Genomic DNA, 26,316 nt, shown 5'->3' with positions numbered 1-26,316 from the left:
CACACCTCCAGCGCTTCTCACTTTTGCATCACCCTGTCTGTGGCAATCCCACGTTTATTTTGCAACCCACGACCACGTGGCTGTCTCCGGCATCGCCTGGTGGATCGCTTTTTTCATTGTGCAGCCGTCGTTTTCAGCACGAGCAAGCCGGTAAGCTCAGAGGGAGACAGGCTGCGGCGCCGCATCCGGCAGGGAGTCAGGGTAATGGACGATATTGGGAAGGCGTGAAGGCCAGGCTGACGCTCTCTGGCGGGCTGTTTTTTTGTCACCAATAAAAACGGCCCTTAACAGGGCCGTTTTTTTAAACTCGACTAAGATCACTTAGAAGCTGTAACCTACGCCAGCAATCCAGGTGCCAACGTCAACGCTACGGATGCGGCTCTGCTCATAGCCCACGTCCAGTGCAACGTTTTCCATTGGGTTGAACTGCATACCTGCGCCGTAAGAGAAACCGTAATCGCTGGTATCAGTTTTGCCGCGTGAAGCAGTGTCGTTCTGCTGGTATTTACCGTAGCCAACACCGACTACACCATAGATGCTTGCCCAGTCATTCAGACGGAATGCTGGACCACCGGTGATGCCGTAGTACTGGCCTTTATTGTAAATGCCATCTTCGGTACGATCTTTCTCGGTGTAGGTGAATGAGCCGATCCAACCCAGTGGGTTAGAACCGTCTTCATAACGATATTTCAGGTTGAAGCCGTTTGCTTTGTTAGCAACGCCCTGGTAGTCGCTCTGTGCGTAGCCACCGGTTACAGTGCTTTGTGCCATGGCGGAACCTGTCGCTACTGCTAACACACAGGCTAATGCTGAAAGACATGCAATTTTTTTCATAACCACCTCAAATGTGAAAGTACTTCTCTCCTGACAACGCTAAAAATATAACAAAAATTAGCGAGAAACTCTGCCCGCATTTTGTTGTCTAACACATAGTTTGGTGTAACAGGAAGTTAATGAAGTTTCGTATGTCATTCTTTTTTCTTATAAAATACGTCATATGATTGCAACAAACCTGCTTAATAAATTTTCATGCTTTAAGTTAATTCCTAAAAAATCCTGACATTAATTTACTTTTGCAGCCGCAAATGTGCCTAAAATCCAGGCAAACAGACAAAATTAAAATCGGTTTACGTCCTCTTTTTGACCGCCACTTCCATTACACTGGTCATCTTTAGCTCATGTTTGGGAAGTGCCTACAGGATGTCAGCCACCTCATTAAAGTCCATTACACCCGTTTTTATTCCCGTTATTGTTCTGCTTGTCTCAATGTTGTCACTTCAGGGCGGTGCCTCGCTGGCGAAAACCCTGTTTCCCACCGTGGGCGCAACCGGCATTACTGCGCTGCGTCTGGGATTTGGCACCCTGATCCTGTGCATTATTTTCAAACCCTGGCGACTGCGTTTTAGCCGGGAACAACGTACGCCACTGCTGATTTATGGTTTGTCACTGGGCGCGATGAACTTCTTGTTCTACCTCTCCATCCGTACCGTGCCCTTAGGCATTGCGGTGGGCCTGGAGTTTGTCGGTCCACTGACGCTGGCGCTGCTCGGTTCGCGCCGCGCGCTGGACTTTGTCTGGGTCCTGCTTGCCGTGGCAGGGCTGTGGTTCCTGCTGCCGTTTAGCACCGGCATTGCCTCGGTGGATCCGGTCGGCGCGCTGTTCGCGCTGGGTGCCGGCGCCTGTTGGGCGATATATATCTTATCGGGCCAGCGCGCAGGGGCAGAACATGGTGCTGCGACCGTGGCCATCGGATCGCTTATTGCCTCGCTGGTTTTTGTTCCCGTGGGTCTGACGTTTGCCGCCAGTGGCATCTGGCAGTGGAGCGTGGTTCCCGTCGCGATTCTGGTGGCGTTTCTTTCTACAGCACTGCCCTACTCGCTGGAAATGGTGGCATTAACGCGCTTGCCGGCGCGCATCTTTGGCACATTGATGAGCCTTGAGCCTGCAGTGGCAGCTCTGTCGGGGATGATGTATCTGCATGAAAGCCTTTCGGGTAAGCAATGTCTGGCGTTGCTGGCCATCATTCTGGCTTCCGCAGGCGCCACCCTGACGATGCGTCCAAGAAAGAGTCAGTTAAATGAAGTTGAATTGACCGACAACGCAAAAAAATAATCCGCTTTAGCCTGTTGAAAAACAGGCTAAATAACAATAAAAATCATCTTGATAATTATTTCATTAGAAATGTCATTGAAAATTAATATTTTGAAACACACAAAACCTCTTTCCAGAACCCCCACCTAACCAACTGATTTTTATTACCTTTAAAGCGCTGTTAAATTTAACATATTATTAACTCTTTCGGTGTTTACGTCGTTAGAGCTAAGGCAGATGCTATTTCAGCCATTGATAAGGCCAATCCTGCAAACCCTGGAATCGCTGCTATACTTAGTTTCGTACTTGATTAGGACAACCATTGAATGAGAGGACTGAAACAATGAGTACCGCTAAACTGGTTAAAACAAAATCTTCTGATCTACTTTACACCCGTAATGATGTGGCAGATGACGAAAAGAGAGCCACCATTGAGGTGCTCAACCGCCTGGTAGTGGAGTTCATTGATCTGTCGTTGATCACCAAGCAAGCCCACTGGAACATGCGTGGTGCAAACTTCATCGGCGTGCATGAGATGCTGGATGGCTTCCGCACCGCGATTACCGATCACCAGGATACTATCGCAGAACGTGTTGTGCAGTTGGGCGGTGTGGCACTGGGTACGACCCAAGTTGTGAACGACAAAACGCCACTGAAAAGCTATCCGTTAAATATTCACAGCGTACAAGATCATCTGAAAGCGCTGGCCGATCGTTACGGCATTGTCGCTAACGATACACGTAAAGCGATTTCGGAAGTTAAAGACGAAGATACTGCAGATATTTTCACTGCCGCCTCGCGTGATCTTGATAAATTCCTGTGGTTTATCGAATCCAATATCGAATAAAGTCAGACACTGAGGTGTCAGCAGGCGGGGAAACCCGCCTTTTTTACGTCTGTGTAATTATAATTTTATGACTTTGTTAACAGTTCTTACTTCCTGCCCTTCCTGTTTTTCCCGTCTGATGCACACTACCTCTGCACCACCGCAGCACACCGCACCAACACAGAGCACCAAAACAGTGCACACCGTTTGACCTGTGCAGAATCGTGTCAGCGATTGTGTCACAGGCGGTGAATTCTGCGGTTTTTGCAAAGTTGGCATAATTTTTTCATATGATAGCCCGCAAACGATAGCTCGCAAACCTGGCTTTGAGCCCGGTCGTAAAAAGGAAAAATAATGAAATCGCTGTTTAACGTCTCTGTGGCCGCCCTGGCGCTGGCCTTCTCTCTCTCCGCTACCGCAGCCGAAAAGAAACTGATTGTCGCCACTGATACCGCCTTTGTCCCGTTTGAATTTAAACAGGGTGATAAGTACGTTGGGTTTGATGTGGATTTGTGGGACGCCATCGCCAAAGAATTAAAACTGGATTACACCCTGAAGCCAATGGATTTCAGTGGCATCATCCCTGCACTGCAAACGCGCAACGTTGACCTGGCCTTAGCCGGTATCACCATTACGGATGAACGTAAAAAAGCGATCGAATTTTCTGATGGCTATTACAAAAGTGGTCTGCTGGTGATGGTGCGTAATAACGAAAACGGCATCAAAAGCATCAATGACCTGAACGGCAAAGTGGTCGCGGTGAAGAGCGGAACCGGCTCGGTGGATTACGCCAAGAGCCACATTAAAACCAAAGATCTGCGTCAGTTCCCTAACATCGACAACGCCTATATGGAACTGGGCACCAACCGTGCTGACGCCGTGCTGCACGATACGCCAAACATCCTCTACTTTATTAATACTGCGGGCAAAGGCCGCTTCAAGGCAGTCGGTGATTCCATTGAAGCACAACAGTACGGTATTGCCTTCCCGAAAGGCAGTGACGACCTGCGTGAAAAAGTGAATGGTGCCCTGAAAACGCTTAAAGAGAACGGTACGTATAACCAGCTCTACAAAAAATGGTTCGGCACCGATCCTAAATAATAACTGAAACGGTTTTACTTTTTTCAGCAGGGAAGATTTCCCTGCTTTTTTCCATCGCAACAACTGGAGTTTCACCATGGAGTTTGACTGGAGCGTCATTTGGCCAGCCATGCCCGCGCTGCTCGAAGGCGCAAAAATGACCTTAATTATTTCCATTATCGGCCTGGTGGGCGGTTTGATCATCGGGCTGGTCGCGGGTTTTGCGCGCGCTTACGGCGGCTGGATAAGCAATCATATTGCCCTGGTTTTTATTGAAATCATTCGTGGCACGCCTATCGTTGTGCAGGTCATGTTTATCTATTTCGCCCTGCCAATGGCTTTCCCGGATTTACGTATCGATCCTTTCACCGCTGCCGTGGTGACCATCATGATCAACTCGGGCGCTTATATTGCGGAAATCACGCGCGGCGCCGTGCTGTCAATTAATAAAGGTTTTCGCGAAGCCGGCCTGGCGCTGGGCCTGTCGAGCCGTGAAACCCTGCGCTATGTGATTATGCCGTTAGCGCTGCGCCGTATGCTCCCTCCGCTTGGTAACCAGTGGATCGTCAGTATCAAAGATACCTCTCTGTTTATCGTGATTGGCGTGGCCGAACTGACGCGTCAGGGCCAGGAAATTATTGCCGGTAACTTTCGCGCGCTGGAAATCTGGAGTGCGGTAGCGATTATCTATCTTGTGATTACGTTGGTGTTGAGCTTTGTGCTGCGCCGCATTGAGAAAAGGGTGAAAATCCTGTGATTGAATTTAAAGACGTCTCAAAGCATTTTGGCAAAACCCAGGTGCTACACAATATCGACCTGAAAATTAAGCAGGGAGAAGTGGTGGTGATTATTGGCCCATCCGGCTCCGGTAAATCCACACTGCTGCGCTGTATTAACAAGCTGGAAGAGATCACCAGCGGTGAGCTGATTGTCGATGGATTGAAAGTTAACGATCCGAAAGTCGACGATCGCCTGATTCGTCAGGAAGCGGGCATGGTGTTCCAGCAGTTTCACCTTTTCCCGCAGATGAGCGCCCTGGATAACGTGGCTTTTGGTCCGATTCGGGTACGGGGTGCCAGCAAAGAAGAGGCTCGTCAACTGGCGCAAAGCCTGCTGGCTAAAGTGGGCCTGGCCGAACGCGCCGGTCACTTTCCCTCTGAGCTGTCCGGCGGCCAGCAGCAGCGTGTCGCGATTGCCCGCGCGCTGGCGGTTAAGCCCAAGATGATGCTTTTCGATGAGCCGACCTCTGCGCTGGACCCGGAACTCCGTCATGAAGTTTTGAAGGTGATGCAGGATCTGGCTGAAGAAGGCATGACGATGGTCATCGTCACCCATGAAGTCGGCTTTGCACAGAAAGTCGCATCGAGGCTGATCTTTATTGATAAAGGTCGCATTGCCGAAGACGGCGATCCTGACACGCTGATCAGCCATCCGCCAAGTGAACGTCTGCGCGAATTTTTACAGCACGTCTCCTGAGTGATTAACACAGCAGCCCATAACGGGCTGCTGTCTCATCGTGACAGACGCTGTGCGCGTTGGGCGGCGGACATAAAGCTCCACGCCAGAAAACGGCTCTGCTTCTGCCCCTGCGCCATATTGACGACCCGGACCACCGCGGTATCCAGTGCCTGTAACTGTTTTTCCAGCGCAGGCAAATGCTCTTTTCGCGATACCAGTGAGGTAAACCACACCACCTGACTTGCCAGGCCAGCGCTTTCCGCAATCATTTTCCCCACAAACGCTTTTTCACCGCCTTCGCACCAGAGCTCATTATGTTGACCGCCAAAGTTGAGCGGCGCCGACTGCTGTAAGCCCAGATTTCGTGATTTACGCTGTGAACCCGCCGCCGCCTCTGCAGCCGACGCATGAAATGGCGGATTGCAGATGACCGCATGGAAAAACGCACCTTTATTCACAACGCCGTTCAGCACCGCCTGAGGATTTTTTTGCCGACGTAAGCGGATCAGACGCGCCATACCGGCGTTGGCGGCGACAATTTTACCTGCGGCTTTCAGGGCAGCGTCGTCGATTTCGGTTCCGGTGAAACGCCAGCCGTATTCTGCGACCCCAATCAGGGGGTAGATGCAGTTTGCCCCGCAGCCAATATCCAGCACGTCGGCCGAGGGAACCCTGCCCTGATTATCCAGCGCCAGGAGATCTGCCAGATAATGCAGGTAGTCGGCGCGCCCCGGCACGGGCGGACACAGCGATCCCGGCGCCAGCTGCCAGTCGAGTCCGTAGAAGAGTTTAAGCAGCGCCTGGTTAAGCAGCATCACGGCCTCGGGATCGGCAAAATCAACCGACATGACGCCATAACCATTGGGCCGGACCTTTGCTGCCAGCGGTGGATGCGCCGCCGTGAGGGCAGCAAAATCATATTCACCCTGATGGCGGTTTCGGGCGTGGAAAAGCGACGGGCTGGCAGACTTTTTCATACTTTCTCTCATGTTTTCAGGCGCGCGTACAATACGCTGTGACTGGCAGAAAATAAACAGCATTCTCGGCTGAAAGCAGACTTTATGGCGGGCAGGCCAGGTGACGTTATGCAGGCGAACCGCAGTTTAGGGTGTTTTGCAAAGCGAATAAAAGGCAGACGAAGGGAAAAGCATGAGCAGAGAGCAAAATGCGCGCCGCCAGTCATCATGCTGGCGGCGCGACGCACGAATGCGGGATTATTTAAAATCGACGCGCATTAAATCCTGGATGGGCATCCCTTTCGTCGTTTCTACACAACGATCGATATAGCTGGTAAAGCCCGGGGGCGAACTCATTCCCAGACGCAGCAACTTATCATTAGAGAACACGACATTCAGACGGGCAAACTCGCCGTACAGACGCATCGCGCGCAGCATCAGGCGTTCGTTGCAAGGCCCGTAAATCTTTTTAAAGTTCTTACGCTCTTTAACGATTTCGCTGAAATCAACTTGCAGATAGTTAGGTGCCAGCGGTGCACTTTTTTCTGCGGTGGCAAAGGCCGAATCGATCTCAGAGAAGGTGTTGCTGCTGCGCTCACCGGCAGAAATATGGTAGACCATCTCTTTGGTGCAGCCGTGATCCATCAGGAATACCAGGGATTTTGCACAGTAGTCCACCGGGATAACATCGACACGATCATCAAGCGAGCAGAGGAATTTCTCCAGCTTCATCACCATTTTAAATACCCAGAAAATGCTGCCTGACGGCGTACAACCTTCCTGAGAATGGCCAACAACGATGGACGGACGGGCAATGACCAGCGGCAGGTGCGGTAACTCCTGCTTGATCTTGTTTTCGATATAAGATTTGGAATAGGTGTAATCGACAATGTGATCTTCACGTGACGACAGCACCAGGTCCTCTTTGACGACTTCACCCTGATCCGGCGCGGAAGACATTGCCGTGCCCACGTGAACAAATTTTACGAATTCTGGCAGCCCAGCCATTCTGGCAGCCAGCTTAAAGGTGCCTTCGACGTTGACGCGCCAGATATCGTTATTTTCACCAAATGACGCAATCGCTGCGCAGTTGATAACGTGGCTGACCTGATCGATACGCGCATCACCCAGAAAAAGTTCGGGTGCAAGGAGATCGCCGACCAGAATATGATCTGCGGTCAGGCGTTGAATCGCCTGTGCCGAACATGAAAACTTGGTTAAATTTTCTTTAACCCTCTCCAGTCCCTGGTTAGCATCGCTGGCTCTGACAAGCAGCAGCAACTCAACATCCTGGCGCATCAGCAATTCTGCCACAACTGCACCACCAACGAATCCAGAAGATCCTGTAACAAGAATTTTTTTCATATCGACCACGAGAACAATTGATGAGGTTGTATAGTGCACCTAATTCGTTAAACAAATACGAAACTTTGTTAGCACAAAATGTATAAAATGCAATCGTTTACTTTTCGTTTACTTTTGCACCATCTGTTTTCAGCAGTAAAATCGGAAAATAACACTTAAATAACTGATATAAATAAAAATTCATCCGTTAGCACAGAAAGTAACGGCTGTTATTATTCAGGAATAATCCGGTACCTGATCGAGACCTTTTTTACAGATTTGCCCCGCCAACAGCCATTTACCCACTACGCTTGAATCAGCTTTTACAGGGAGACAACCATGAACAAACGTTATTCATACCAGCCACGCGCCGGACACGGTCTGCCGCACGATCCACTCAATGCGATTATCGGCCCGCGCCCCATCGGCTGGATAAGCTCCACCAGCGCCAAAGGCATACGTAATCTTGCCCCTTACAGCTTTTTCAACTGTTTCAATTACCTGCCGCCGATCATTGGTTTTGCCAGTAGCGGCTGGAAAGACAGTGTGCAGAATATTGCTGAAACCAAAGAATTTGTCTGGAATCTGGCGACCCGTCCGCTGGCTGAGGCCATGAATGAAAGTTCGATTTCTGCGCCCGCCGATCAGGACGAGTTTGCCCTTGCCGGTTTAACGCCCCTGGCCGCCTCTCAGGTCAACGCCAGTCTGGTGCAGGAAAGTCCGGTGAATTTTGAATGTAAACTCACGCAGCTGATTCAGTTGCAGGATGCGCAGGGAAAAGCCATCGACAGCTGGCTGGTGTTAGGCGAAGCCGTCGCTATCCACATTGATGAAAGGCTACTGGAAAACGGGATTTATCAGACGGCAAAAGCCGAACCGATTCTGCGCGCGGGCGGCCCCAGTGCCTATTACGGGATCACTGAGGCGCAGCGGTTTGACCTGGTGCGTCCGGATGCGCGGCGGGGATAAATCTCAGAGCACCTCCGGCATCTGGGTTCGAAGGACCTGCACCGCGCGGGCAATCTCCGGTGCCAGCCAGCGATCCTCTTGCCAGCAGGGTACAATCTGACGCAGACGTCGCCAGGCGCGAAGGGTTCCACTTGCCAGTTGCGCCTCACCGTGGAACTCCAGCGCCTGGGCCGCCAGCAGGTATTCAATGGCGAGAATGTGATAGACGTTACTCACGGTTTTCAGCAATTTTAATGCCGCACCGGTTCCCAGGCTGAGGTGGTCTTCCTGTAGCCCGGAGGTGATGTAGTTATCCAGCACCGCCGGCTGAGCCAACTGGCGATTCTCAGCACAGAGCGAAGCCGCCACGTATTGCGCAATCATCATGCCGGAGTTGACGCCGGGCTGGCCGACCAGGAAAGGCGGTAAGCCGCTGACCAACGGGTTGACCAGACGATCCAGGCGCCGTTCGGCAATGCTCCCCAGTTCCGCCAGGGCGATGGCCAGCAGGTCGCAGGCCATCGCGACCGATTCACCGTGTGGATGCGCTTGTGAGACCACGCGCCAGGCCTGCGGTGTGCCCATTACCAGTGGATTATCGGTACAGGCGTTGAGTTCCGTTGCAATCTGACGCTCGACATGTGCAAACTGATCGCGGCAGGCACCGTGCACCTGCGGCATGGATCGCAGGCTCAATGCATCCTGGGTCCGGATGCCGCTGCTTATCTTCAATAGCGGGCTGTCGCCCAGTAAACGCCGTAACCGCTCGCCGCTGCGCTGGATACCCGGGCTGGCTTTAAGGGACAACACCTCTTCATCAAAGGCAACCAGCTGACCACGCAAGGCTTCAAAACTCATGGCTCCGGTAACGTCCGCCCAGTCCAGCAAACGGCGGGCATCATCCAGCGCCAGGCAGGCCAGTCCGGTCATGCACGGCGTACCGTTTACCAGGCTAAGCCCCTCTTTTGCACCAGGTCGATAGGGCGTGAGTCCGGTCCGCGCCAGCGCCTCACTGGCAGGCACAATCTGCCCATCAAATTCCGCCTCGCCCACGCCAATCAGCGTCAGGCTGATATGCGCCATGTGCGTCAAATACCCTACCGATCCCTGCGAAGGCACCTGAGGCGTAATGTGCTGGTTAAGCAGCACCAACAGGCGCCGAACAAGTTCGACCGACACGCCGGATTTCCCGTGACTGTAGTTCGCTATCGCGGCGCATAAGATAGCGCGCACCTCATGTTTTGCCAGCAGCGGCCCCACGCCACAGGCATGACTTAACAGGGTGTTACGCGACAGCTGACTCAGCTCTTCTTCCGCCAGCATAATATTGCACAGCGCCCCCAGCCCCGTGTTGATGCCATAGGCGATCTGACCACTCGCAACGATATTCGTTACGATTTCTCGCCCCCGGGCAATGCGCTGCCAGGCACTCTCGCTCAGCACCAGCTCGGCATCGTGGCGGGCGACCTCAACCACCTCCTGCCAGGCTACCGGCGCGTCTCCCCAGACAACAACGCGACTCATCACACAGACTCCGCTGCATGGTGGCTGGAGATAAACTGCCTGAAGCGCGCCGAGCCGCCCTCACCGAACATGTCATCCGGCGTTCCCTGACAGTCAATGGTGCCTTGATGCATAAATATCACCCGGTTTGATACGTGGCGGGCAAACCCCATTTCATGCGTCACCACTAACATGGTGCGCCCCTCTTCTGCCAGACTGCGCATGACCTTCAGCACTTCACCGACCAGTTCAGGATCAAGTGCCGAAGTGGGCTCATCAAATAACATCACCTCCGGGTCCATGGCTAGCGCACGGGCAATGGCGACGCGCTGCTGTTGACCACCCGACAACTGGGCCGGATAAAAACCTTTGCGATTCAAAAGTCCGACCCGGTCCAGCAGCTGTTCTGCCTGCGCAATACAGGTTTTCTTATCGCGTTTCAGAACATAGTGCGGCCCTTCAATGACGTTTTGCAGCACGGTCATATGGGACCAGAGATTGAAGCTCTGAAAAACCATCCCCAGGCGTGAGCGCAAACGTTCCACCTGTTTGGGATTCGCGGCCAGTTGATGCCCGCGGGCATGGCGTTTCATCTCAATGGTTTCCCCGCCGACGCTTACCACGCCGGAATCGGGTGTTTCCAGCAGGTTAATACAGCGCAGCAAGGTACTTTTGCCCGAGCCGCTGGCGCCGAGGATCGAAATGACGTCACCTTTGTGGGCCTGTAATGAAATGCCTTTCAGCACTTCCATGGCGCCAAATGATTTATGGATATCGCTGGCGGACAGCGTTACGGCGGATGAATCCTGCATCTTAATCTCCCCCAGGGACGGGTTTAATGGCCGCTAGCGGCTTCTTTGCGGGCTGATGAACCGGCGTCAGTCGACGCTCAAGCAGGGCATACAGCTGCACGATGATGAAATTGAGGATTAGGTAAATGGCGGCGGCACACAGAAACACTTCCATCGTGCGGTAGGTACGCTGGATAATCTGCTGCGCCACGCCCGTGACATCCCACACGGTAACCAGGCTGGCGAGTGCGGTGGACTTCACCAGCAAAATGGCTTCGGTTGAATAGGCCGGCAAGGCATAGCGCAACATCACGGGCGCAATAATGCGCCGCAGCAGCAGCCAGCGCGACATACCGCACGCCATACCGGCTTCCACCTGCCCGGCGGGCACCGCCAGCAACGCACCACGCAGGATTTCTGCCGTATAGGCAGCAGTGCACAGGGACAGCGCCAGCACGGCACAGCTGAATGGCTCACGTAAAAACGGCCAGACAAAACTGTGGCGAATCACGCCAAACTGGCCCAGGCCGTAATAGATTAAAAACAGCTGGATCATCAGGGGAGAACCGCGAAACACCAGAATATAGCCACGGGCAAAACTGCTCAGTATGCGCCAGCGGCTCATGCGCAGCGCCAGAATGCCCACCGCCAGCACGCCGCCGCACAGGAATGAACTGATAAACAGGCCGAGCGTAACCGGCAGGGCGGCGCTTAACTTCAGGAAAGTATCAGCAAGAAAGGCAAAATCGATCATGGTGCGGTTCCTTAATGCTGTGCCGCCGTTCGGCTCTGCCAGGCGCGGCCCAGACGAGCTTCCACGCGCAGAAAAGCCCGATTCGACAGCACAGTTAACAACAGATAGCATCCGCCGCCGATCAGATAAAAGGTGAAGTAGTCCCGCGTAGAACCCGCCGCGACCTGACTGGCGCGCATCAGCTCCACGATGCCGGTGACCGAAACCAACGCAGAGTCTTTCAGGCTCATCTGCCAGACATTGGACAGGCCAGGCAGCGCGTAGCGCGCCACCTGAGGCAGCAGGATGCGCTGACGAATTCGCCAACGCGACATGCCTGTTGCCACCGCCGCTTCCACTTCGCCCCGGGACAGCGCCAGCCGGGCAGCACGATAAACTTCAGCCTGATAGGAGCCCGAAATCAGCCCGATCGCCAGTGCGCCGATCAGAAAAGGCGGCGCCTCGATAAATCCCTGCGCACCAAATATTTGACCGATCTGGGTGATCAGGCCTGAACCACCAAAGTAAAACAGGTAGATCACCAGTAGCTCCGGGATGCCGCGAAAAATCACCGAATAGCCCTCACCCAACCAGCGTAAGGGACGGTGAGAAGACAATTTCGCCGCGGCGATGCCTGAGCCTACGACGGCTCCTACCATCAGCGCGACCAGCGACAACAGCAATGTAGTGAGCGTTGCGCTCACTATCAGCCGCCCCCAGCCATCTGCGCCAAAACCCAGCAGGCTCATCATGCTCGACCTCACTTATGGCGTAACGTCAGTTTTAAACCATTTCTCGCTGAGCTCTTTTACGGTGCCGTCAGCCAGCGCGGCCTTGATGGCATCGTCCAGTTTTGCTTTCAGATCGCCGTCTGCCATCCGCACGCCCATGGCTTCACCTTCGCCCCAGATCGGGCCGCCCAGTTGCGGACCGCTGAAGGCCAGGTTGCTGTTGTCTTTGCGCGTCAGCATTGATTTGGCAAAGGTCACATCGTCAAACACCGCATCAATACGTCCAGCCTGTAAATCCAGAATGGCATCGGCAGAGGTGGTGTATTCGCGTATGTCGGCCACGCCTTTGAAATATTTATCGATAAAAGGCGTGTATACCGTGCCGGAGGCAATACCGATGGTTTTTCCTTTCAGGGCCGCCTTTATCGGTGCCAGCGCGGCTTCAATCTCTTTTTCATCATCATGCAACTTCGTCACGCCCTTGCCCGGGGGGAGCAGCGTCCCTTTTACGGCAATAAAGGTGGCTGGCGTAGAGGCATAGGGAAGCGTAAAACTGACCACTTTTTTTCGCTCTGGCGTGATCACAATGGCGTCCATGATCACGTCGTATTTACCCGCATTCAGCCCGGCAATCATGCCATCCCAGTTCTGGACAACCAGTTTGCATTCCATGCCGATGCGCTTGCACAGGTTGGCCATGAGTTCCGGCTCAAATCCCCCGAGTTTGCCGCCGGGCAGCGTCAGGTTCCAGGGTTCATAGCTGCCCTCCGTCGCTATCGTGATCGATTTCCACTCTTTCGCCTGCACCGCAATGGTGCTGAGCAGCAGGCTGGAAAACAGGGTCGTAAGGCAAAAACGGCGAAACGCTTCGGGGTGCTTCATACGGCTTCTCCTGGATGAAAATGCGTTTTAAGAGTGTCAGTGTTGTTTTAACAAAAAACTTACAAGATGATGAATCATGTATATACAAGCTAACATCGTCGAATTCATTGTCGGCTTGATCGTTTTGTGAGCCAGACACGATAAATAGCAACGGGATATCGAACAGAGCTAACTTGTACATACAACCTAGCAAAGGTCGTGCCAGTTCAGGACGCTCGGCAACCGCCGCCCCGTTGCCCGGTGAAAGTGCTCTTACCAGGCCAATGCCCGTTTCAGGTGCAGCACTGCACACATTCAGCGCAAACTTGCGCGCAGTACTGCGGCGGACAGAAACAGATCGGCAACCGATTATGTTATCGCCTGGCGGGGATCACGGATAAGCGCCCTGCATTTAGCCCCTCTCACCGGTCTGGCGAACATCATCGCTCAGCCTCTTCATGCCTGGCGCGCACCTGTAAATGCCTTGCCTGAACAGGCGAAAAGATGCTGAGAGTCGTGGGAGAAAGTCGTGCGGTATGCGGTAAAAGGAGGCAGCCGGGACCCAGCGTGGCGCCCGGCTGTGTGCTATTGTGCCAACGGGCGCTAAGTGGCCGAAGCCCATCAGGTCCGTTATTCTGCGCCGGCCAAAACCGCCAGCCGGGCCGCGGTGATTGGGTTACGCCTCAGCCCGTTTTTCCCTGTTCGAGAAAGCTATGCAGCAGCGGCTTTAACACCTTCTTCAACTGCGCAGCCCGCGCTTCATGCCAGGTAAACGGCGGCGTTTCATCCATATAGTTAATTTGCGACAGCTCCAGCTGCACAGCCTGAACCTGCTGCTGCGGCTGCCCGTAAGCACGCGTGATATAGCCGCCTTTGAAACGGCCGTTCACCACCCAGCTGTAGCGATCCTGCGCGCGGCACACCGAGGTGAGTCCGTTAATCACGGCACTGCTGCAGCTCGCCCCATCGTTGGTACCAATATTGAGATCCGGCAACCGCCCCTCAAACAGACGGGGAATTTCACTGGCAATAGAGTGCGCATCAAACAGTAAGGCGTAACCAAACTCCGCTTTCATTTGCGCCAGCGTCTGCTGAATCTGCTGATGGTAAGGTTGCCAGATAGCGTTGATGTAGCCCTGGCGCTGCGCATCCGTGGGCGTTTTGCCCTCGATAAAAGTCGGCGTGCCGTCAAACAGGGTTTCGGGGAACAGGCCGGTCGTGGCCGTGGTATAGAGCGGTTGATTATCCGACGGGCGATTCAGATCGATAACAAATCGTGAGTAGCGACCGATGATAATGCTCGCTCCCATATCACGCAGAAAATCATAAAGTTGTGGCAGGTGCCAGTCGGTGTCAGGTAAGTTGCGGGCGGCCTCGCTGAGTCCCTCCTCCACTTCCGGTGTCAACAGCGTACCGGCATGAGGGATACTGACCAGTAGGGGAATATTGCCCTGGGTGAAATGAAAAGGTGTCATTGTGCTTCTCCGCGATAGATGACCGTACAGGGCAGTTCACCGCCCAGCCAGTAAACCAGTTCCGCCGGGCGAGCCAGCGGCCAGTGGACAAAACTGGCAACTTTGCCAGCCTCAAGCGAGCCGTGGCTGGCTTCCAGCCCTAGCGCCTTCGCGCCCCACAGGGTGACGCCGGCCAGCGCCTCTTCCGGCGTCATGCCAAATAACGTGCAGCCCATATTGAGCATTAACCGCAGTGACAGGGCCGGAGAGGTACCAGGGTTGGCATCACTCGCCAGCGCCATGGGCACGCCATAGCGGCGAAACAGCGCCACAGGTGGGCGCTGCGTTTCCCGTAACAGGTAAAATGCGCCAGGCAGCAGTACCGCGACCGTGCCGTGCCCGGCCATCGCCTGGACATCCTGCTCGGTAGCATATTCCAGGTGATCGGCTGAGAGCGCGTCATGGCGTGCTGCCAGCGCCGCACCACCCAGCGCAGACAACTGCTCTGCATGAAGTTTTACCGGCAGCCCCAGCGCCTTTGCCCGCTCAAACACCCGGGCTACCTGCTGAGGAGAAAAGGCCAGATGTTCACAGAAAGCATCAACCGCGTCAGCCAGCCCTTCGGCTTTGACCTGAGGCAGCAGGCGTTCGCAGATAATCGCTATCCAGCCCTCGGGATCCTGTTTAAATTCCGGCGGAAAAGCGTGCGCAGCAAGGCAGGTTGCCTGCACATCCGCAGCCACCTCTTTACCCAGTTGGCGGATGGCGCGCAGCATACGTAATTCGCTCTCTTCGTCCAGCCCGTAACCGGATTTGATCTCGACAGTCGTCACGCCTTCAGCCAGTAAACGATTCAGTCGCCAGCGGGCCGATGAAACCAGTGCCTGCTCGCTGGCCGCGCGCGTAGCCCGAACGGTAGAGAGGATCCCCCCGCCCTGTGCCGCTATGTCGGCATAACTGACCCCGTTGAGACGCTGTTCAAATTCCTGACTGCGATCCCCACCAAAAACCAGATGCGTATGACAATCGACCAGCCCTGGCGTGATGATCCCGCCCGGTAACTGATGATGTTTTTGTGCGCTAAAGGCAGGCATATCCGCGGCGGCGCCTACCCACACCAGCTTGTCTGCCTTCACCGCCAGCGCCCCCTGCTCAATCATCGCGTAGCGGCCACCGCGCATGGTCACCACATCAGCACCGGTCCACACACTGTCTACCTGGAGTTCTTCTGCCATTCCTGCCTCTCGTTACTCTCGCCGTTTACAGCCCACTTTAAAGTATGTATATGTATATACAACCACATCCCTTGAGGATCAACTATGGCAACTTTTTTTGCGCCCCGCGCACTCCTGGCTGATGGCTGGTACAAACAGGTACGCATCCACGTCAGTCCGGCCGGAATCATTGAGGCTATCACGCCCAACAGTGATGACCGTCAGGCATGTCGCTTACCCGGCGAGGTCATTCCCGCTATCGCAAATCTGCACTCTCATGCTTTTCAGCGCGCCATGGCCGGTCTGGCCGAAGTGGCGGGCGATCCGCAAGACAGCTTCTGGACCTGGCGCGACTTAATGTATCGCATGGTTCAGCGCCTGACGCCCCAGCAGGTGGGCGATATTGCCGCGTTGCTGTACATCGATATGTTAAAAGGTGGCTACTGCCAGGTTGCAGAATTCCATTATCTGCATCATGACGTTAACGGCGCGCCCTATGTCGATGATGCCATGCTGCAGCAGCTGATTGCCGCTGCTGATATCGCGGGCATTGGCCAAACGTTGCTCCCGGTGCTTTACAGCTACAGCGGGTTTGGCGCGCAGCCGCCTGTGGCCGGGCAGAAACGCTTTATTCAGCAGACCGACAACTACCTGCAACAGCAGGCTCGACTACAGGCGTGGGTGAAAGACAAGCCATTGCACAACGTGGGCCTGTGCTTTCACTCACTGCGTGCGGTGAGCGAAGTGCAAATGCACGAAGTGTTAGCCGCCAGCGATCGGTCGTTACCGGTGCACATCCACGTTGCCGAGCAGGAAAAAGAGGTGAACGACAGCCTGGCCTGGAGCGGCGAGCGCCCGGTGAGCTGGCTGATGAACCGCTTTGACGTTGACGCGCGCTGGTGCCTGATCCATGCCACACATCTTGATGACAGCGAGGTGACGCGCCTTGCCACCAGCGGCGCGGTCGCCGGGTTGTGTCCGACTACCGAAGCCAATCTTGGCGACGGCATTTTCCCGGCGGTGGACTATATCGCTCAGGGCGGTCGCTGGGGCATCGGCTCTGACAGCCATGTCTCATTGAGCGTTCAGGAAGAGCTGCGCTGGCTGGAATATGCTCAGCGTCTGCGCGACCGCCGTCGTAACCGTATCGCCCTGGCTCACCAGCCTTCCGTCGGCGACCTGCTGTGGCAGCAGGCAGCTGCAGGCGGCGCTCAGGCCTGTGGGATCAGGAGTGGTTCACTGGCCGTGGGGCAGCGCGCCGACTGGCTGGTACTGCGCGATCAGGCCTGGCTGGGCAGCGTGAATGACCACGCCCTGCTTAACCGTTGGCTGTTTGCGGGCCAGCGCGATCAGATTCGCGACGTGTATGTGGCGGGCAATCGGGTCATTAACGACGGGCATCATGCCGAAGAACACGCCTGCGCGGCGCGCTTCGCCCAGGCAATGGCGGCGCTGCAATGAGAACGTTATTTTCTCTGGAAAACTTACCCGTCAGCCGCTGGCGCAACGGCGGAGGCGAAACACGCGAGATTATCAGCTTTCCGCCTGATGCCGACGATTTCGCCTGGCGAGCCAGTATTGCGACCATTGCTCAGGACGGCCCGTTTTCGACGTTCAACGGCATAGATCGCACCATTACTCTGCTGAACGGCAGCCCGGTGCTGCTGCGCGGTCCGGCAGGCGAGCACCGCTTACTGCCTGAAGTCCCCTGGGCTTTCGCGGGTGAATGGGCGCTTGAAGCCAGTCTGGAAGGCAAAGAGGCCAGTCAGGATTTTAACGTCATGACGCGGCGTGACGCATGGCGGGCGCAGGCCGACGTCGTTACGGAAGCCGTCTGCAGCGAGCACGGCGTGGCGTGGGTGCTAGCCGGAGAATGGCGCATCGCGGATGACGCGCGGTTAGAGGCGCAGCAGGGGACATGGTGGGTAGATCACTCCACCCTGCTCTCGCCAGCCAGTCCGGAGGCAAGACTGCTGTTCGTGCGCCTTACCCGTGTCCTTTGAAGCGGCCCAGCAGCTTATAGCGCGAGCCCGGATAGAGTAATCGCGCATAGGTCACGATTTTATTGTCGCTCCAGGTCTGACGGCGGATAAGCAGACAGGGCTCATGCTCATCGATCGCCAGATGTTTACGCTGACGCGCATCGGGCATCACCGCTTCAACGATGTGCTCGCCTGCCGTTAACGGCGCCGCCCGCATCAGATAGGTATAAGGCGTGAGCGTATGGTAATCCTGAGTCAGATAGTCCGGAGCCAGCTGCGGATTCACCAGTCGGTCTTCAAGCTGCACCGGCAACTCGTTTTCATAATGCACAATCAGCGAATGAAACAGCGTTTGCCCGGTGGTCAGCCCCAGAACCGAAGCCTGCTCGGGATCGGCTTTGTTCTGACCCATCATCAGAATTTTGCAGCTGTGCTGGTGACCGCGCTGGGCAATTTCATCGGCGATGTTATGCACTTCGAGCATGGCCGTATAGCCTTTCATTTCGGCAACAAATGTCCCCACGCCCTGCATACGCACCAGAAACCCTTCGCTGGTCAGCTCGCGTAATGCACGATTAATGGTCATCCGGCTCACGCCTAGTTCATTGACCAGCTCGCTTTCGGAGGGCACGCGCTGATTTGCTTTCCAGTGTCCTTCACGAATCTGGCTGATGATAGCCTGCTTGACCCGTTGATAAATAGGCGCAGGTTCATCGCTCATGGCCGCCGCCAGTTGTGCAATTGCCGTATGCTCGGCCATAACGTTTTCCTTTCGCAGATAATGCGCAGAGTTTACTGCCTGCAGGGTTGGATGTATATACATCCAGACGCGGTTTCAGCACTTTAACCGTGCACCTGCTGCCTGATAAAGGTGCAGCAATACCGGTCGTTGCTCGCTCCCCCCTGTCCTGACGGCCGATCAATTTTGTGATCGGTTTGGCACGCTGATTGCAACTTGTATAGACAAGAATAGACACTTATGGTTCACTCGCGTTATTCAGTTGATCAGGGTCAATAAAGATGCCCTGCGGCAACCCAACCCTTGTATAGACAGGAGCAGGTTATGTCAGGTTCGACTCAGGTATTACACCTGGTGCCAGGTAATGTTGATCTCGCGACATTACGCGCAATTTATCAGGGCAACGTCACCCTCAGCCTCGACGATGGCGCCCGCCAGGCCGTCGCCGAGGCACAACGCACCGTTGACGCGATCGTCGCCTCCGGCAGCGTGGTTTACGGCATTAACACCGGTTTTGGCAAACTGGCCCAAACCCAGATCCCCGCCAGCCGTCTGGCGGATCTGCAACGTAATCTGGTGCTGTCCCACAGCGTCGGGTTAGGGAATTTACTGCCTGATAACGTCACGCGGCTGGTCGTCGCCAGCAAAGTGATCAGCCTTTCGCGGGGCCATTCGGGTGTACGCATCGAACTGATCGATGCCCTGCTGGCCCTGTTTAATGCCGGCATCATGCCGTGCATTCCGGAAAAAGGATCGGTGGGTGCCTCGGGCGATCTGGCGCCGCTGGCGCATATGTCGCTGATGCTGCTTGGTGAAGGTCAGGTCAGGTTCAAAGGGGAACTTATTGCGGCGACAGAAGGCCTGGCTAAAGTCGGGTTGACGCCCTTTGTTCTGGGCCCGAAAGAAGGTCTGGCATTGCTTAACGGCACCCAGGTTTCCACGGCGCTGGCGCTGCGTGGCCTGTTTGAAGCCGAAAACCTGTTTGCCGCAGGTTTACTGGCGGGCGCCCTGTCATTAGAAGCGATCAAAGGTTCGTTAAAACCCTTCGATGCACGTATCCATCAGGCGCGCGGTCAGCACGGGCAGATTGCCGTGGCCGCCGCGATTACCAGCCTGATTGAAGGAAGCGAAATCCTCGGTTCACATACCCACTGTGGCCGGGTACAGGATCCCTATTCTATCCGCTGCGTACCTCAGGTAATGGGCGCCTGCCTGGATAACCTCTCTCATGCCGCGCGCGTCCTGCAAATTGAAGCCAACGCCGCCTCTGATAATCCGCTGGTTTTCAGCGAAACCGGCGATGTGATCTCCGGCGGCAACTTCCATGCTGAACCGGTCGCCTTTGCAGCCGACATTATTGCGCTGGCCGTGGCTGAAGTGGGCGCTATCTCGGAACGTCGACTGGCCCTGCTGCTGGATACCGGCCTGTCCGGACTGCCACCTTTCCTGGTTCGCGACGGCGGCGTGAACTCCGGCTTTATGATTGCCCAGGTCACTGCGGCGGCGCTGGCATCAGAAAATAAATCGCTGGCCCATCCCGGCAGCGTAGACAGCTTACCGACCTCGGCTAACCAGGAAGATCACGTTTCCATGGCCACCTATGCCGCCCGCCGTCTGGGGGATATGTGCTTTAACAGCGCCGCCGTGGTGGGCATTGAAGCGATGGCCGCCGCCCAGGGCATTGAGTTTCATCGTCCCTTGCAAAGTTCTGCACCGATAGAGCAGGCCATTGGCCGCATCCGCGAACGCGTTGCCTTCCTGGAAGAAGACCGCCTGCTGGCACCCGACATTGAGGCGATGCGTCAGTGGGCAAGCCGCTGCGACTGGCCAGAGGCACTCACCGCATTACTACCCAGCATGGGCACCTATTCAGTTAAATAAGGAATCCGTCATGAGCGAAACCCTGTCTAAAGCGGTAGCACGCGAGATCCGTGCGCCGCGTGGAAATGAACTGCACTGCGCTAACTGGTTAATTGAAGCGGCTTACCGCATGATTCAGAACAACCTGGATCCCGACGTGGCAGAACGTCCGGAAGATCTGGTGGTGTACGGCGGTATTGGTAAAGCCGCGCGCAACTGGGAATGTTTTGAGCAAATTTTACGGTCGCTGCAGCTCCTGCAGCCGGACGAAACCCTGCTGATCCAGTCGGGCAAACCCGTCGGCGTGTTTCGTACCCATGCGGATGCCCCCCGCGTCCTGCTGGCCAACTCCAATCTGGTTCCTCACTGGGCTAACTGGGATCACTTCCACGAACTGGATAAAGCCGGGCTGATGATGTATGGCCAGATGACGGCCGGCTCATGGATTTACATTGGCGCCCAGGGAATCGTTCAGGGCACCTACGAGACGTTTGTCGAGGCCGGACGCCAGCACTATAACAATGATCTAAGCGGACGCTGGATCCTGACCGCCGGTTTAGGTGGCATGGGTGGTGCGCAACCCTTGGCAGGCGTGCTGGCGGGCGCCTGCGTACTGGCGATTGAGTGTCAGGAATCCCGTATCGATTTTCGTTTACGCACGCGTTATGTCGATTACAAAGCCACCTCGCTGGATGAAGCACTGGCCTTGATTGATGAGGCGACCAAAGCGAAGAAAGCCATTTCTGTCGGCCTGCTGGGCAACGCGGCGGAAATCCTGCCCGAGCTGGTTAAGCGCGCCAAAGCGGGTGGACCTAAGCCTGACATCGTCACCGACCAGACTTCGGCGCACGATCCCCTTAACGGCTATCTGCCCATTGACTGGGACGTCTCACGCTGGGAGCAGGAACGCAAGACACATCCTAAAGCCGTGGAGAAAGCTGCCCGTGCCTCTATGGCCGTCCACGTTCAGGCGATGCTCGACTTCTGTCATATGGGCATTCCTACCGTCGATTATGGCAACAACATTCGCCAGGTCGCACTGGATGAAGGCGTCAGCAATGCCTTTGATTTTCCCGGTTTTGTGCCAGCCTATATCCGTCCCCTGTTTTGCGAAGGTAAAGGTCCGTTCCGCTGGGTTGCCCTGTCTGGCGACCCCGAAGATATCTATAAAACGGATGCCAAACTCAAAGAACTTTTCCCGCAACATAAAACGCTGCATCGCTGGCTGGATATGGCGCAGGAACGCATCGCCTTCCAGGGCTTACCGGCGCGTATCTGCTGGCTGGGATTGGGTGAGCGCCATCTCGCGGCCCTCGCGTTCAATGAAATGGTACGCAACGGCGAGCTAAAAGCACCGATTGTGATCGGTCGCGATCACCTCGACTGCGGCTCTGTTGCCTCGCCAAACCGTGAAACCGAAGCGATGAAAGATGGGTCGGATGCGGTATCCGACTGGCCGCTGCTCAACGCCCTGCTGAATACGGCGGGCGGCGCGACCTGGGTGAGCCTGCATCATGGTGGTGGCGTGGGCATGGGCTTCTCCCAGCATTCTGGCGTGGTGATTGTGTGCGACGGCACGGAAGCGGCTGATGCCCGCTTGGGCCGCGTGCTGTGGAACGATCCTGCTACCGGCGTGATGCGTCATGCCGATGCGGGATACGAACAGGCACAGCAGTGTGCGACAAAACACGGTCTGAACTTACCGATGCAATAACCCGCAACGCCGATTTTATTGAGTCGCGTCATGCGGTAAAAAACGCTGTTCCGGGGAGTGCGGTTCCGGAACAGCGGCGCGAAATGCTCGCAACAGGCTTACTCAGGCTTCGTGGACGTCAGCGTAATCCGTTCCAAAGGCCCGACAATAAAGAGATAGGAAATCAGGCCGAGCAGCCCCATCGATCCCACATATAAAATCGCATAATCAAATGATTGCGTATTCGCCAGAATGATCCCGATCACCAGCGGGGTAACGATACTGGCCATATTGCCGCACATGTTGAAAACGCCACCGGCAATGCCCAACACCTCTTTCGGCGATGTATCGCTCAGCACACACCAGCCCAGATTGCCAAAACCTTTGGCGAAAAAGGCAACGCTCATGGCCGCAACCACCACAATTTCCGAGGACGTGTAATTGGCGATAACAATGACACAGGAGAGCAGCATCCCACAGATGACGGGCAGTTTACGCGCAACCGTCAGGCTGTAACCGCGTTTGAGTAACGCATCAGAAAACACGCCGCCCAACAGGCCGCCCACAAAACCCGCGATGGCCGGTATACTGGCAATAAATCCCACTTTCAGAATCGACATGCCCTTGGCCTGATAGAGATAGGTAGGGAACCAGGTCAGGAAGAACCAGGTAATTGAGGTGACACAAAACTGGCCAATGTAGACACCAATCATCATGCGGTTAATACACACGCTTTTAAACTGCGCCAGTGTAATTTTCTCTTGCGCCTTTTTACTGCCTAATGCGGGTTCTCCACCGCCGTCACGAATATACTCGATTTCCTCCTGATTTACTTTGGGATGCTGTAAGGGATCTCTGACTTTAAACAGCCAGACGATCCCTAAAATAACGCCAATCGCGCCGATATAATAAAAAACATAGTGCCAACTTAAATTATGAAGAATAATTGTCATCAAAGGCGTAATAATTCCGAGCGAGATATATTGTGCTGACTGATAAATCGACGTCACAAATCCCCGCTCTTTGTTTGGAAACCACTGCACACTTAACCGACTGTTTGCCGGAAACGCTGGCGCTTCAATGGCCCCCATCAATAAACGCAAAATCACCAGAACGATAAGCGGACTGGCGTAGAGATAAATCGTGCCCTGCAGCATGGTCACCAGCGACCAGCCAATCAGCGCACAGCCGTATACCATGCGGGCACCATAGCGGTCCAGTAACCAGCCGCCGGGTAATTGCATAATGACATAGGCAATACCAAAGGCCGAAAAGGCCAGCCCCATCGCTTCAGGATCAAAGCCCAACTCCTGACTCATAAAAGGCGCGACGACAGATAACGTCGCACGATCGGCATAATTAAATACGGTGGCAAGAAACAGAAATAGCAAAATAGAATAACGTACCTTGGTACGTTTTATTATTGTATTCATCACCCACTCCTGGATATCGGGTTGAGAGAGATTTAAAAGGAGAGGTGGCGGGAGAGATTCCCGCCAAAAAGATTAGGGACGTTTGCCGAATTCACAGGTTAATTGAGTCCAGCTTCGTGCTTGTTCGCTGAGCGTAAAACCAAGTCCGTGGCGATCTGAAACAAACATCCGTCCGTCACGTAATTCCAGTTGCTCATTAAATAACGGGTTCAGCCATTCGAAATGCTCCAGCCAGGGCTCAAGCGGATAGGCCGCCGCCAGATGCAGGTGAACCTCCATGGCGAAATGTGGCGCAAGCTTACGACCGTGCTTCGCCGCCAGATCCATGATTTTCAGGAAAGGGGAAATGCCACCCACGCGCGGCGCATCCGGCTGAACGAAATCACTGGCGTTGCCCAAAATCAGTTGCTCATGCTCACGGAAGCTGGTGAGCATCTCACCGGTCGCAATGGGCGTGTCCAGCGCGGCGGCCAGTTGTGCATGGCCTTCCACATCGTAAGCATCCAGCGGTTCTTCAATCCAGATCAGATTGAACGGCTCCATTTTGCGGCCCATACGGATAGCGGTCTCACGATCCCACTGTTGGTTGGCATCAACCATCAACGGAAAATCGTCGCCCAGCGCTTCACGCACTGCCGTTAAGCGACGAATGTCTTCGGCACAGTTTGGCTGCCCCACTTTCAACTTGATCCCGCCGATGCCGTTTTCACGTGAAATCACCACGTTCTTTAATACCTGCTCCAGCGGTGTATGCAGGAAGCCGCCCGAGGTGTTGTAGCACTGTACGGAATCACGATGGGAACCTAACAGTTTTGCCAACGGCAGCCCGGCGCGTTTCGCTTTCATATCCCACAGCGCAATATCAATGGGAGAGATAGCCTGCACCGCCATGCCGCTTCGTCCTACCGATGCGCCCGCCCACAGCAGTTTGGTGTAGATTTTATCAATATCGTTTGGATCTTCCCCCAGCAGATTATCGGCAATCTCCTTAGCATGCGCGTAAATGCCCTGCCCGCCAGCGCGTTTGGAATAGCTGAATCCCACCCCTTCAAAACCCTCACGGCTACGAATTTCAGCAATGATAATGGCCACTTCGGTTAACGGCTTTTGGCGCCCTGTCAGCACCTTGGCATCGCTGACGGGCGTGGCCAGGGGTAAAATCGACAGGGAGAGTTTGACCCATTCAATACGATCACCGACGTCAGCCGCCGTTTTTGCGTTTACCGTTTTGGCATAGCTCACGGCATTAGAATTTGCGCTTACAGACATAGTTATCTCCTGTGGTCTAAAAATGATTGCGCTAACATTTTTTATCTTTACATCCCGGCCTGCGGCAGAAAACCGCGTTGTGTTTATTTTGAACAACAGATCACATTTACCTTGCATAAAGGGAGCCATGCTGCCAGCGAGATCGCATTTATGACTTTTTCTTCGTGTTAAACAACATAATGATTGCGTTAACATCCATCGCGAATTTTTTTAGTCATGTCAGCGCATACTGCTTAATGCGTAACGCACCGGCTGGAAATGCTCAGGAACATGAAGAATAATGCCAGTGCGAATACCGCCGTCACCGTGAAATGGATTGCCGTGAAAAGTTCGAAACCGACCCATGCGCCCACGCTTGAAGATGTCGCCCGCCATGCCGGACTGTCACCGATGACCGTCAGCCGCGTGCTGAATGCCCCGCAGTTAGTGCGGCCTAAAACGGCAGAAAGAGTCATGGAGGCGGTGCGGGTGACGGGATACATTCCTAATGCGCTGGCGGGAAGCCTGGCTTCAAGGCGCAGTAAGCTCATCGCTGTCGTGGTGCCGCAAATCAACAACAACATGTTCGTGGATACCATTCAGTCGTTGAGTGATGAGCTGGGCTTGCGGGGTTATCATATCCTGCTGAGCGTGGCGGGCTATCGCACTGATACTGAAGCCGAACTGGTGGCAACACTGCTGTCACGACGTCCGGACGGGATTGTTCTGACCGGGATCCATCATTCGGCCGCCCTTAAAAAGGTGATCCTGAATGCCGCGATACCGGTCGTTGAAATCTGGGATCTGACGCCAACGCCGCTCGATATGCTGGTGGGATTCTCGCATCAACGCGTCGGTCAGGCCACGGCAGAATACCTGCTTGAACAAGGCTTCCGTCGGCCCGGCCTGGTGTGGACGTCAGACAAACGTGCCGGACAGCGTAAACAGGGATTATGTGACGTCTTCAGCCAGCAAGGAATTGACGCAATCCCACAGGCAGACGCGGCGCTCCCCGCCTCTCTGGCATCCGGACGCGCCGGTTTAACGCAGCTCTTCGATCAGGGGGAGTATGACGTCATCGTCTGCAGTTCAGACACGCTGGCACAGGGTGCGATTATGGAGGCAGAAAGCCGTGGCCTGCGCGTGCCTGAAGATATTGCGGTGATGGGCTTTGGCGATCTGGATTTTGCTGCCAGCAATCGCCCTGCCCTCACCACGGTCAGCGTCGATCGGGTCGCTATAGGTCAACGTGCCGCTACGCTGCTGGCCGATCGGATTGAACAGCGTCCCTGCGCAGAAAGCATTATTGATATCGGCTTCCATTTAATTAAGCGTGAGTCGGCATAACAGGCGATACGGTTGCACGCTTGT

At 54.8% G+C, this 26,316-nt stretch carries 24 protein-coding genes; 11 read left to right on the top strand and 13 right to left on the bottom strand.

Annotated elements, in window-relative coordinates:
• Positions 1 to 321 precede the first annotated feature (321 nt).
• The gene (gene ompX, locus ACPXSQ_RS02410) at positions 322 to 834 is read right to left on the bottom strand and encodes an outer membrane protein OmpX (RefSeq protein ID WP_014606239.1); all 513 of its coding nucleotides are present in this window, start codon (positions 832 to 834) and stop codon (positions 322 to 324) included.
• Between the two features lie 366 nt (positions 835 to 1,200).
• Here ompX and rhtA point away from each other — a divergent pair, with 366 nt between their 5' ends.
• The 5 genes from rhtA (at position 1,201) to glnQ (ending at position 5,473) form a co-directional block, all read left to right on the top strand.
• Positions 1,201 to 2,112 (top strand): threonine/homoserine exporter RhtA, encoded by a 912-nt coding sequence (gene rhtA, locus ACPXSQ_RS02405; protein WP_014606240.1) that lies wholly within the window; start codon positions 1,201 to 1,203, stop codon positions 2,110 to 2,112.
• A gap of 322 nt (positions 2,113 to 2,434) precedes the next feature.
• Positions 2,435 to 2,938 carry a DNA starvation/stationary phase protection protein Dps gene (gene dps, locus ACPXSQ_RS02400; protein WP_014593274.1) on the top strand — a complete coding sequence of 168 codons (504 nt, stop codon included), beginning with the start codon at positions 2,435 to 2,437 and terminating at the stop codon, positions 2,936 to 2,938.
• Between the two features lie 333 nt (positions 2,939 to 3,271).
• Entirely contained in the window at positions 3,272 to 4,018 is a 747-nt protein-coding gene (glnH, locus tag ACPXSQ_RS02395; RefSeq protein ID WP_207806343.1) for a glutamine ABC transporter substrate-binding protein GlnH, read from the top strand.
• A gap of 76 nt (positions 4,019 to 4,094) precedes the next feature.
• Complete coding sequence (gene glnP / locus ACPXSQ_RS02390) at positions 4,095 to 4,754, top strand: glutamine ABC transporter permease GlnP (RefSeq protein WP_014593272.1); 660 nt, start codon at positions 4,095 to 4,097, stop codon at positions 4,752 to 4,754.
• Positions 4,751 to 5,473 carry a glutamine ABC transporter ATP-binding protein GlnQ gene (glnQ, locus tag ACPXSQ_RS02385; protein ID WP_014606242.1) on the top strand — a complete coding sequence of 241 codons (723 nt, stop codon included), beginning with the start codon at positions 4,751 to 4,753 and terminating at the stop codon, positions 5,471 to 5,473. Before glnP ends, glnQ begins: the two co-directional genes overlap by 4 nt.
• Before the next feature lie 35 nt (positions 5,474 to 5,508).
• Here the strand turns inward: glnQ and rlmF are convergent, their stop codons facing one another.
• Together rlmF and ACPXSQ_RS02375 are read right to left on the bottom strand one after the other, a co-directional pair.
• Positions 5,509 to 6,432, bottom strand: a complete 924-nt coding sequence (gene rlmF, locus ACPXSQ_RS02380) for a 23S rRNA (adenine(1618)-N(6))-methyltransferase RlmF (protein WP_165836178.1) — start codon at positions 6,430 to 6,432, stop codon at positions 5,509 to 5,511.
• A gap of 237 nt (positions 6,433 to 6,669) precedes the next feature.
• Positions 6,670 to 7,776 (bottom strand): SDR family oxidoreductase, encoded by a 1,107-nt coding sequence (locus ACPXSQ_RS02375; RefSeq protein WP_014593269.1) that lies wholly within the window; start codon positions 7,774 to 7,776, stop codon positions 6,670 to 6,672.
• Between the two features lie 318 nt (positions 7,777 to 8,094).
• Between ACPXSQ_RS02375 and ACPXSQ_RS02370 the strand changes: the two genes are divergently transcribed.
• Positions 8,095 to 8,724, top strand: a complete 630-nt coding sequence (locus ACPXSQ_RS02370; RefSeq protein ID WP_014593268.1) for a flavin reductase family protein — start codon at positions 8,095 to 8,097, stop codon at positions 8,722 to 8,724.
• 3 nt (positions 8,725 to 8,727) lie between these two features.
• Here the strand turns inward: ACPXSQ_RS02370 and ACPXSQ_RS02365 are convergent, their stop codons facing one another.
• From ACPXSQ_RS02365 to hutI, 7 genes are all read right to left on the bottom strand, one after another.
• Positions 8,728 to 10,227 carry an HAL/PAL/TAL family ammonia-lyase gene (locus tag ACPXSQ_RS02365; RefSeq protein WP_072138657.1) on the bottom strand — a complete coding sequence of 500 codons (1,500 nt, stop codon included), beginning with the start codon at positions 10,225 to 10,227 and terminating at the stop codon, positions 8,728 to 8,730.
• Positions 10,227 to 11,018, bottom strand: coding sequence for an ABC transporter ATP-binding protein (locus tag ACPXSQ_RS02360; RefSeq protein WP_013025163.1), 792 nt, complete (start codon positions 11,016 to 11,018; stop codon positions 10,227 to 10,229). Before ACPXSQ_RS02360 ends, ACPXSQ_RS02365 begins: the two co-directional genes overlap by 1 nt.
• Position 11,019: 1 nt before the next feature.
• Positions 11,020 to 11,751, bottom strand: coding sequence for an ABC transporter permease (locus tag ACPXSQ_RS02355; RefSeq protein WP_013025162.1), 732 nt, complete (start codon positions 11,749 to 11,751; stop codon positions 11,020 to 11,022).
• Between the two features lie 11 nt (positions 11,752 to 11,762).
• The gene (locus ACPXSQ_RS02350) at positions 11,763 to 12,482 is read right to left on the bottom strand and encodes an ABC transporter permease (protein WP_015700691.1); all 720 of its coding nucleotides are present in this window, start codon (positions 12,480 to 12,482) and stop codon (positions 11,763 to 11,765) included.
• Positions 12,483 to 12,494: 12 nt separating this feature from the next.
• The gene (locus ACPXSQ_RS02345; protein ID WP_426142648.1) at positions 12,495 to 13,343 is read right to left on the bottom strand and encodes a transporter substrate-binding domain-containing protein; all 849 of its coding nucleotides are present in this window, start codon (positions 13,341 to 13,343) and stop codon (positions 12,495 to 12,497) included.
• Between the two features lie 662 nt (positions 13,344 to 14,005).
• Positions 14,006 to 14,797, bottom strand: a complete 792-nt coding sequence (gene hutG, locus ACPXSQ_RS02340) for an N-formylglutamate deformylase (RefSeq protein ID WP_014593263.1) — start codon at positions 14,795 to 14,797, stop codon at positions 14,006 to 14,008.
• Entirely contained in the window at positions 14,794 to 16,011 is a 1,218-nt protein-coding gene (gene hutI, locus ACPXSQ_RS02335; protein WP_014593262.1) for an imidazolonepropionase, read from the bottom strand. The genes hutG and hutI overlap by 4 nt, the downstream gene beginning before the upstream one ends.
• Positions 16,012 to 16,095: 84 nt before the next feature.
• Between hutI and ACPXSQ_RS02330 the strand changes: the two genes are divergently transcribed.
• Both ACPXSQ_RS02330 and ACPXSQ_RS02325 read left to right on the top strand, forming a co-directional pair.
• A complete protein-coding gene (locus ACPXSQ_RS02330) occupies positions 16,096 to 17,451 on the top strand; it encodes a formimidoylglutamate deiminase (RefSeq protein ID WP_015700693.1) in 1,356 nt (451 codons plus the stop codon).
• On the top strand, positions 17,448 to 17,993 hold the full coding sequence (locus tag ACPXSQ_RS02325; protein ID WP_426142645.1) for a HutD/Ves family protein: 546 nt from the start codon (positions 17,448 to 17,450) through the stop codon (positions 17,991 to 17,993). The genes ACPXSQ_RS02330 and ACPXSQ_RS02325 overlap by 4 nt, the downstream gene beginning before the upstream one ends.
• Here the strand turns inward: ACPXSQ_RS02325 and hutC are convergent.
• A complete protein-coding gene (gene hutC / locus ACPXSQ_RS02320; RefSeq protein WP_014606249.1) occupies positions 17,977 to 18,732 on the bottom strand; it encodes a histidine utilization repressor in 756 nt (251 codons plus the stop codon). The genes ACPXSQ_RS02325 and hutC overlap by 17 nt on opposite strands.
• Before the next feature lie 303 nt (positions 18,733 to 19,035).
• On the opposite strand from hutC, the gene hutH reads away from it, so the two are divergent.
• The gene (hutH, locus tag ACPXSQ_RS02315; protein ID WP_014593259.1) at positions 19,036 to 20,592 is read left to right on the top strand and encodes a histidine ammonia-lyase; all 1,557 of its coding nucleotides are present in this window, start codon (positions 19,036 to 19,038) and stop codon (positions 20,590 to 20,592) included.
• 10 nt (positions 20,593 to 20,602) lie between these two features.
• A complete protein-coding gene (hutU, locus tag ACPXSQ_RS02310) occupies positions 20,603 to 22,285 on the top strand; it encodes a urocanate hydratase (protein ID WP_014593258.1) in 1,683 nt (560 codons plus the stop codon).
• A gap of 98 nt (positions 22,286 to 22,383) precedes the next feature.
• Here the strand turns inward: hutU and ACPXSQ_RS02305 are convergent, their stop codons facing one another.
• Both ACPXSQ_RS02305 and ACPXSQ_RS02300 read right to left on the bottom strand, forming a co-directional pair.
• Positions 22,384 to 23,697, bottom strand: a complete 1,314-nt coding sequence (locus tag ACPXSQ_RS02305) for an MFS transporter (protein ID WP_014593257.1) — start codon at positions 23,695 to 23,697, stop codon at positions 22,384 to 22,386.
• 72 nt (positions 23,698 to 23,769) lie between these two features.
• A complete protein-coding gene (locus tag ACPXSQ_RS02300) occupies positions 23,770 to 24,966 on the bottom strand; it encodes an L-talarate/galactarate dehydratase (protein WP_013025150.1) in 1,197 nt (398 codons plus the stop codon).
• 270 nt (positions 24,967 to 25,236) lie between these two features.
• Between ACPXSQ_RS02300 and ACPXSQ_RS02295 the strand changes: the two genes are divergently transcribed.
• The gene (locus tag ACPXSQ_RS02295) at positions 25,237 to 26,292 is read left to right on the top strand and encodes a LacI family DNA-binding transcriptional regulator (protein WP_019106162.1); all 1,056 of its coding nucleotides are present in this window, start codon (positions 25,237 to 25,239) and stop codon (positions 26,290 to 26,292) included.
• Positions 26,293 to 26,316 lie beyond the last annotated feature (24 nt).

The organism is Pantoea sp. EEL5, from assembly GCF_049892805.1.
Lineage (GTDB): Bacteria > Pseudomonadota > Gammaproteobacteria > Enterobacterales > Enterobacteriaceae > Pantoea > Pantoea ananatis.
This window is presented reverse-complemented; position numbering and strand designations above follow the sequence as displayed.

Excerpts from the sequence above, each read along its gene's own strand:
- ompX (WP_014606239.1), bottom strand. The coding sequence starts at position 834 with ATGAAAAAAATTGCATGTCTTTCAGCATTAGCCTGTGTGTTAGCAGTA.
- rhtA (WP_014606240.1), top strand. The coding sequence starts at position 1,201 with ATGTCAGCCACCTCATTAAAGTCCATTACACCCGTTTTTATTCCCGTT.
- dps (WP_014593274.1), top strand. The coding sequence starts at position 2,435 with ATGAGTACCGCTAAACTGGTTAAAACAAAATCTTCTGATCTACTTTAC.
- glnH (WP_207806343.1), top strand. The coding sequence starts at position 3,272 with ATGAAATCGCTGTTTAACGTCTCTGTGGCCGCCCTGGCGCTGGCCTTC.
- glnP (WP_014593272.1), top strand. The coding sequence starts at position 4,095 with ATGGAGTTTGACTGGAGCGTCATTTGGCCAGCCATGCCCGCGCTGCTC.
- rlmF (WP_165836178.1), bottom strand. The coding sequence starts at position 6,432 with ATGAAAAAGTCTGCCAGCCCGTCGCTTTTCCACGCCCGAAACCGCCAT.
- ACPXSQ_RS02375 (WP_014593269.1), bottom strand. The coding sequence starts at position 7,776 with ATGAAAAAAATTCTTGTTACAGGATCTTCTGGATTCGTTGGTGGTGCA.
- ACPXSQ_RS02370 (WP_014593268.1), top strand. The coding sequence starts at position 8,095 with ATGAACAAACGTTATTCATACCAGCCACGCGCCGGACACGGTCTGCCG.
- ACPXSQ_RS02365 (WP_072138657.1), bottom strand. The coding sequence starts at position 10,227 with ATGAGTCGCGTTGTTGTCTGGGGAGACGCGCCGGTAGCCTGGCAGGAG.
- ACPXSQ_RS02360 (WP_013025163.1), bottom strand. The coding sequence starts at position 11,018 with ATGCAGGATTCATCCGCCGTAACGCTGTCCGCCAGCGATATCCATAAA.
- ACPXSQ_RS02355 (WP_013025162.1), bottom strand. The coding sequence starts at position 11,751 with ATGATCGATTTTGCCTTTCTTGCTGATACTTTCCTGAAGTTAAGCGCC.
- ACPXSQ_RS02350 (WP_015700691.1), bottom strand. The coding sequence starts at position 12,482 with ATGATGAGCCTGCTGGGTTTTGGCGCAGATGGCTGGGGGCGGCTGATA.
- ACPXSQ_RS02345 (WP_426142648.1), bottom strand. The coding sequence starts at position 13,343 with ATGAAGCACCCCGAAGCGTTTCGCCGTTTTTGCCTTACGACCCTGTTT.
- hutG (WP_014593263.1), bottom strand. The coding sequence starts at position 14,797 with ATGACACCTTTTCATTTCACCCAGGGCAATATTCCCCTACTGGTCAGT.
- hutI (WP_014593262.1), bottom strand. The coding sequence starts at position 16,011 with ATGGCAGAAGAACTCCAGGTAGACAGTGTGTGGACCGGTGCTGATGTG.
- ACPXSQ_RS02330 (WP_015700693.1), top strand. The coding sequence starts at position 16,096 with ATGGCAACTTTTTTTGCGCCCCGCGCACTCCTGGCTGATGGCTGGTAC.
- ACPXSQ_RS02325 (WP_426142645.1), top strand. The coding sequence starts at position 17,448 with ATGAGAACGTTATTTTCTCTGGAAAACTTACCCGTCAGCCGCTGGCGC.
- hutC (WP_014606249.1), bottom strand. The coding sequence starts at position 18,732 with ATGGCCGAGCATACGGCAATTGCACAACTGGCGGCGGCCATGAGCGAT.
- hutH (WP_014593259.1), top strand. The coding sequence starts at position 19,036 with ATGTCAGGTTCGACTCAGGTATTACACCTGGTGCCAGGTAATGTTGAT.
- hutU (WP_014593258.1), top strand. The coding sequence starts at position 20,603 with ATGAGCGAAACCCTGTCTAAAGCGGTAGCACGCGAGATCCGTGCGCCG.
- ACPXSQ_RS02305 (WP_014593257.1), bottom strand. The coding sequence starts at position 23,697 with ATGAATACAATAATAAAACGTACCAAGGTACGTTATTCTATTTTGCTA.
- ACPXSQ_RS02300 (WP_013025150.1), bottom strand. The coding sequence starts at position 24,966 with ATGTCTGTAAGCGCAAATTCTAATGCCGTGAGCTATGCCAAAACGGTA.
- ACPXSQ_RS02295 (WP_019106162.1), top strand. The coding sequence starts at position 25,237 with ATGAAGAATAATGCCAGTGCGAATACCGCCGTCACCGTGAAATGGATT.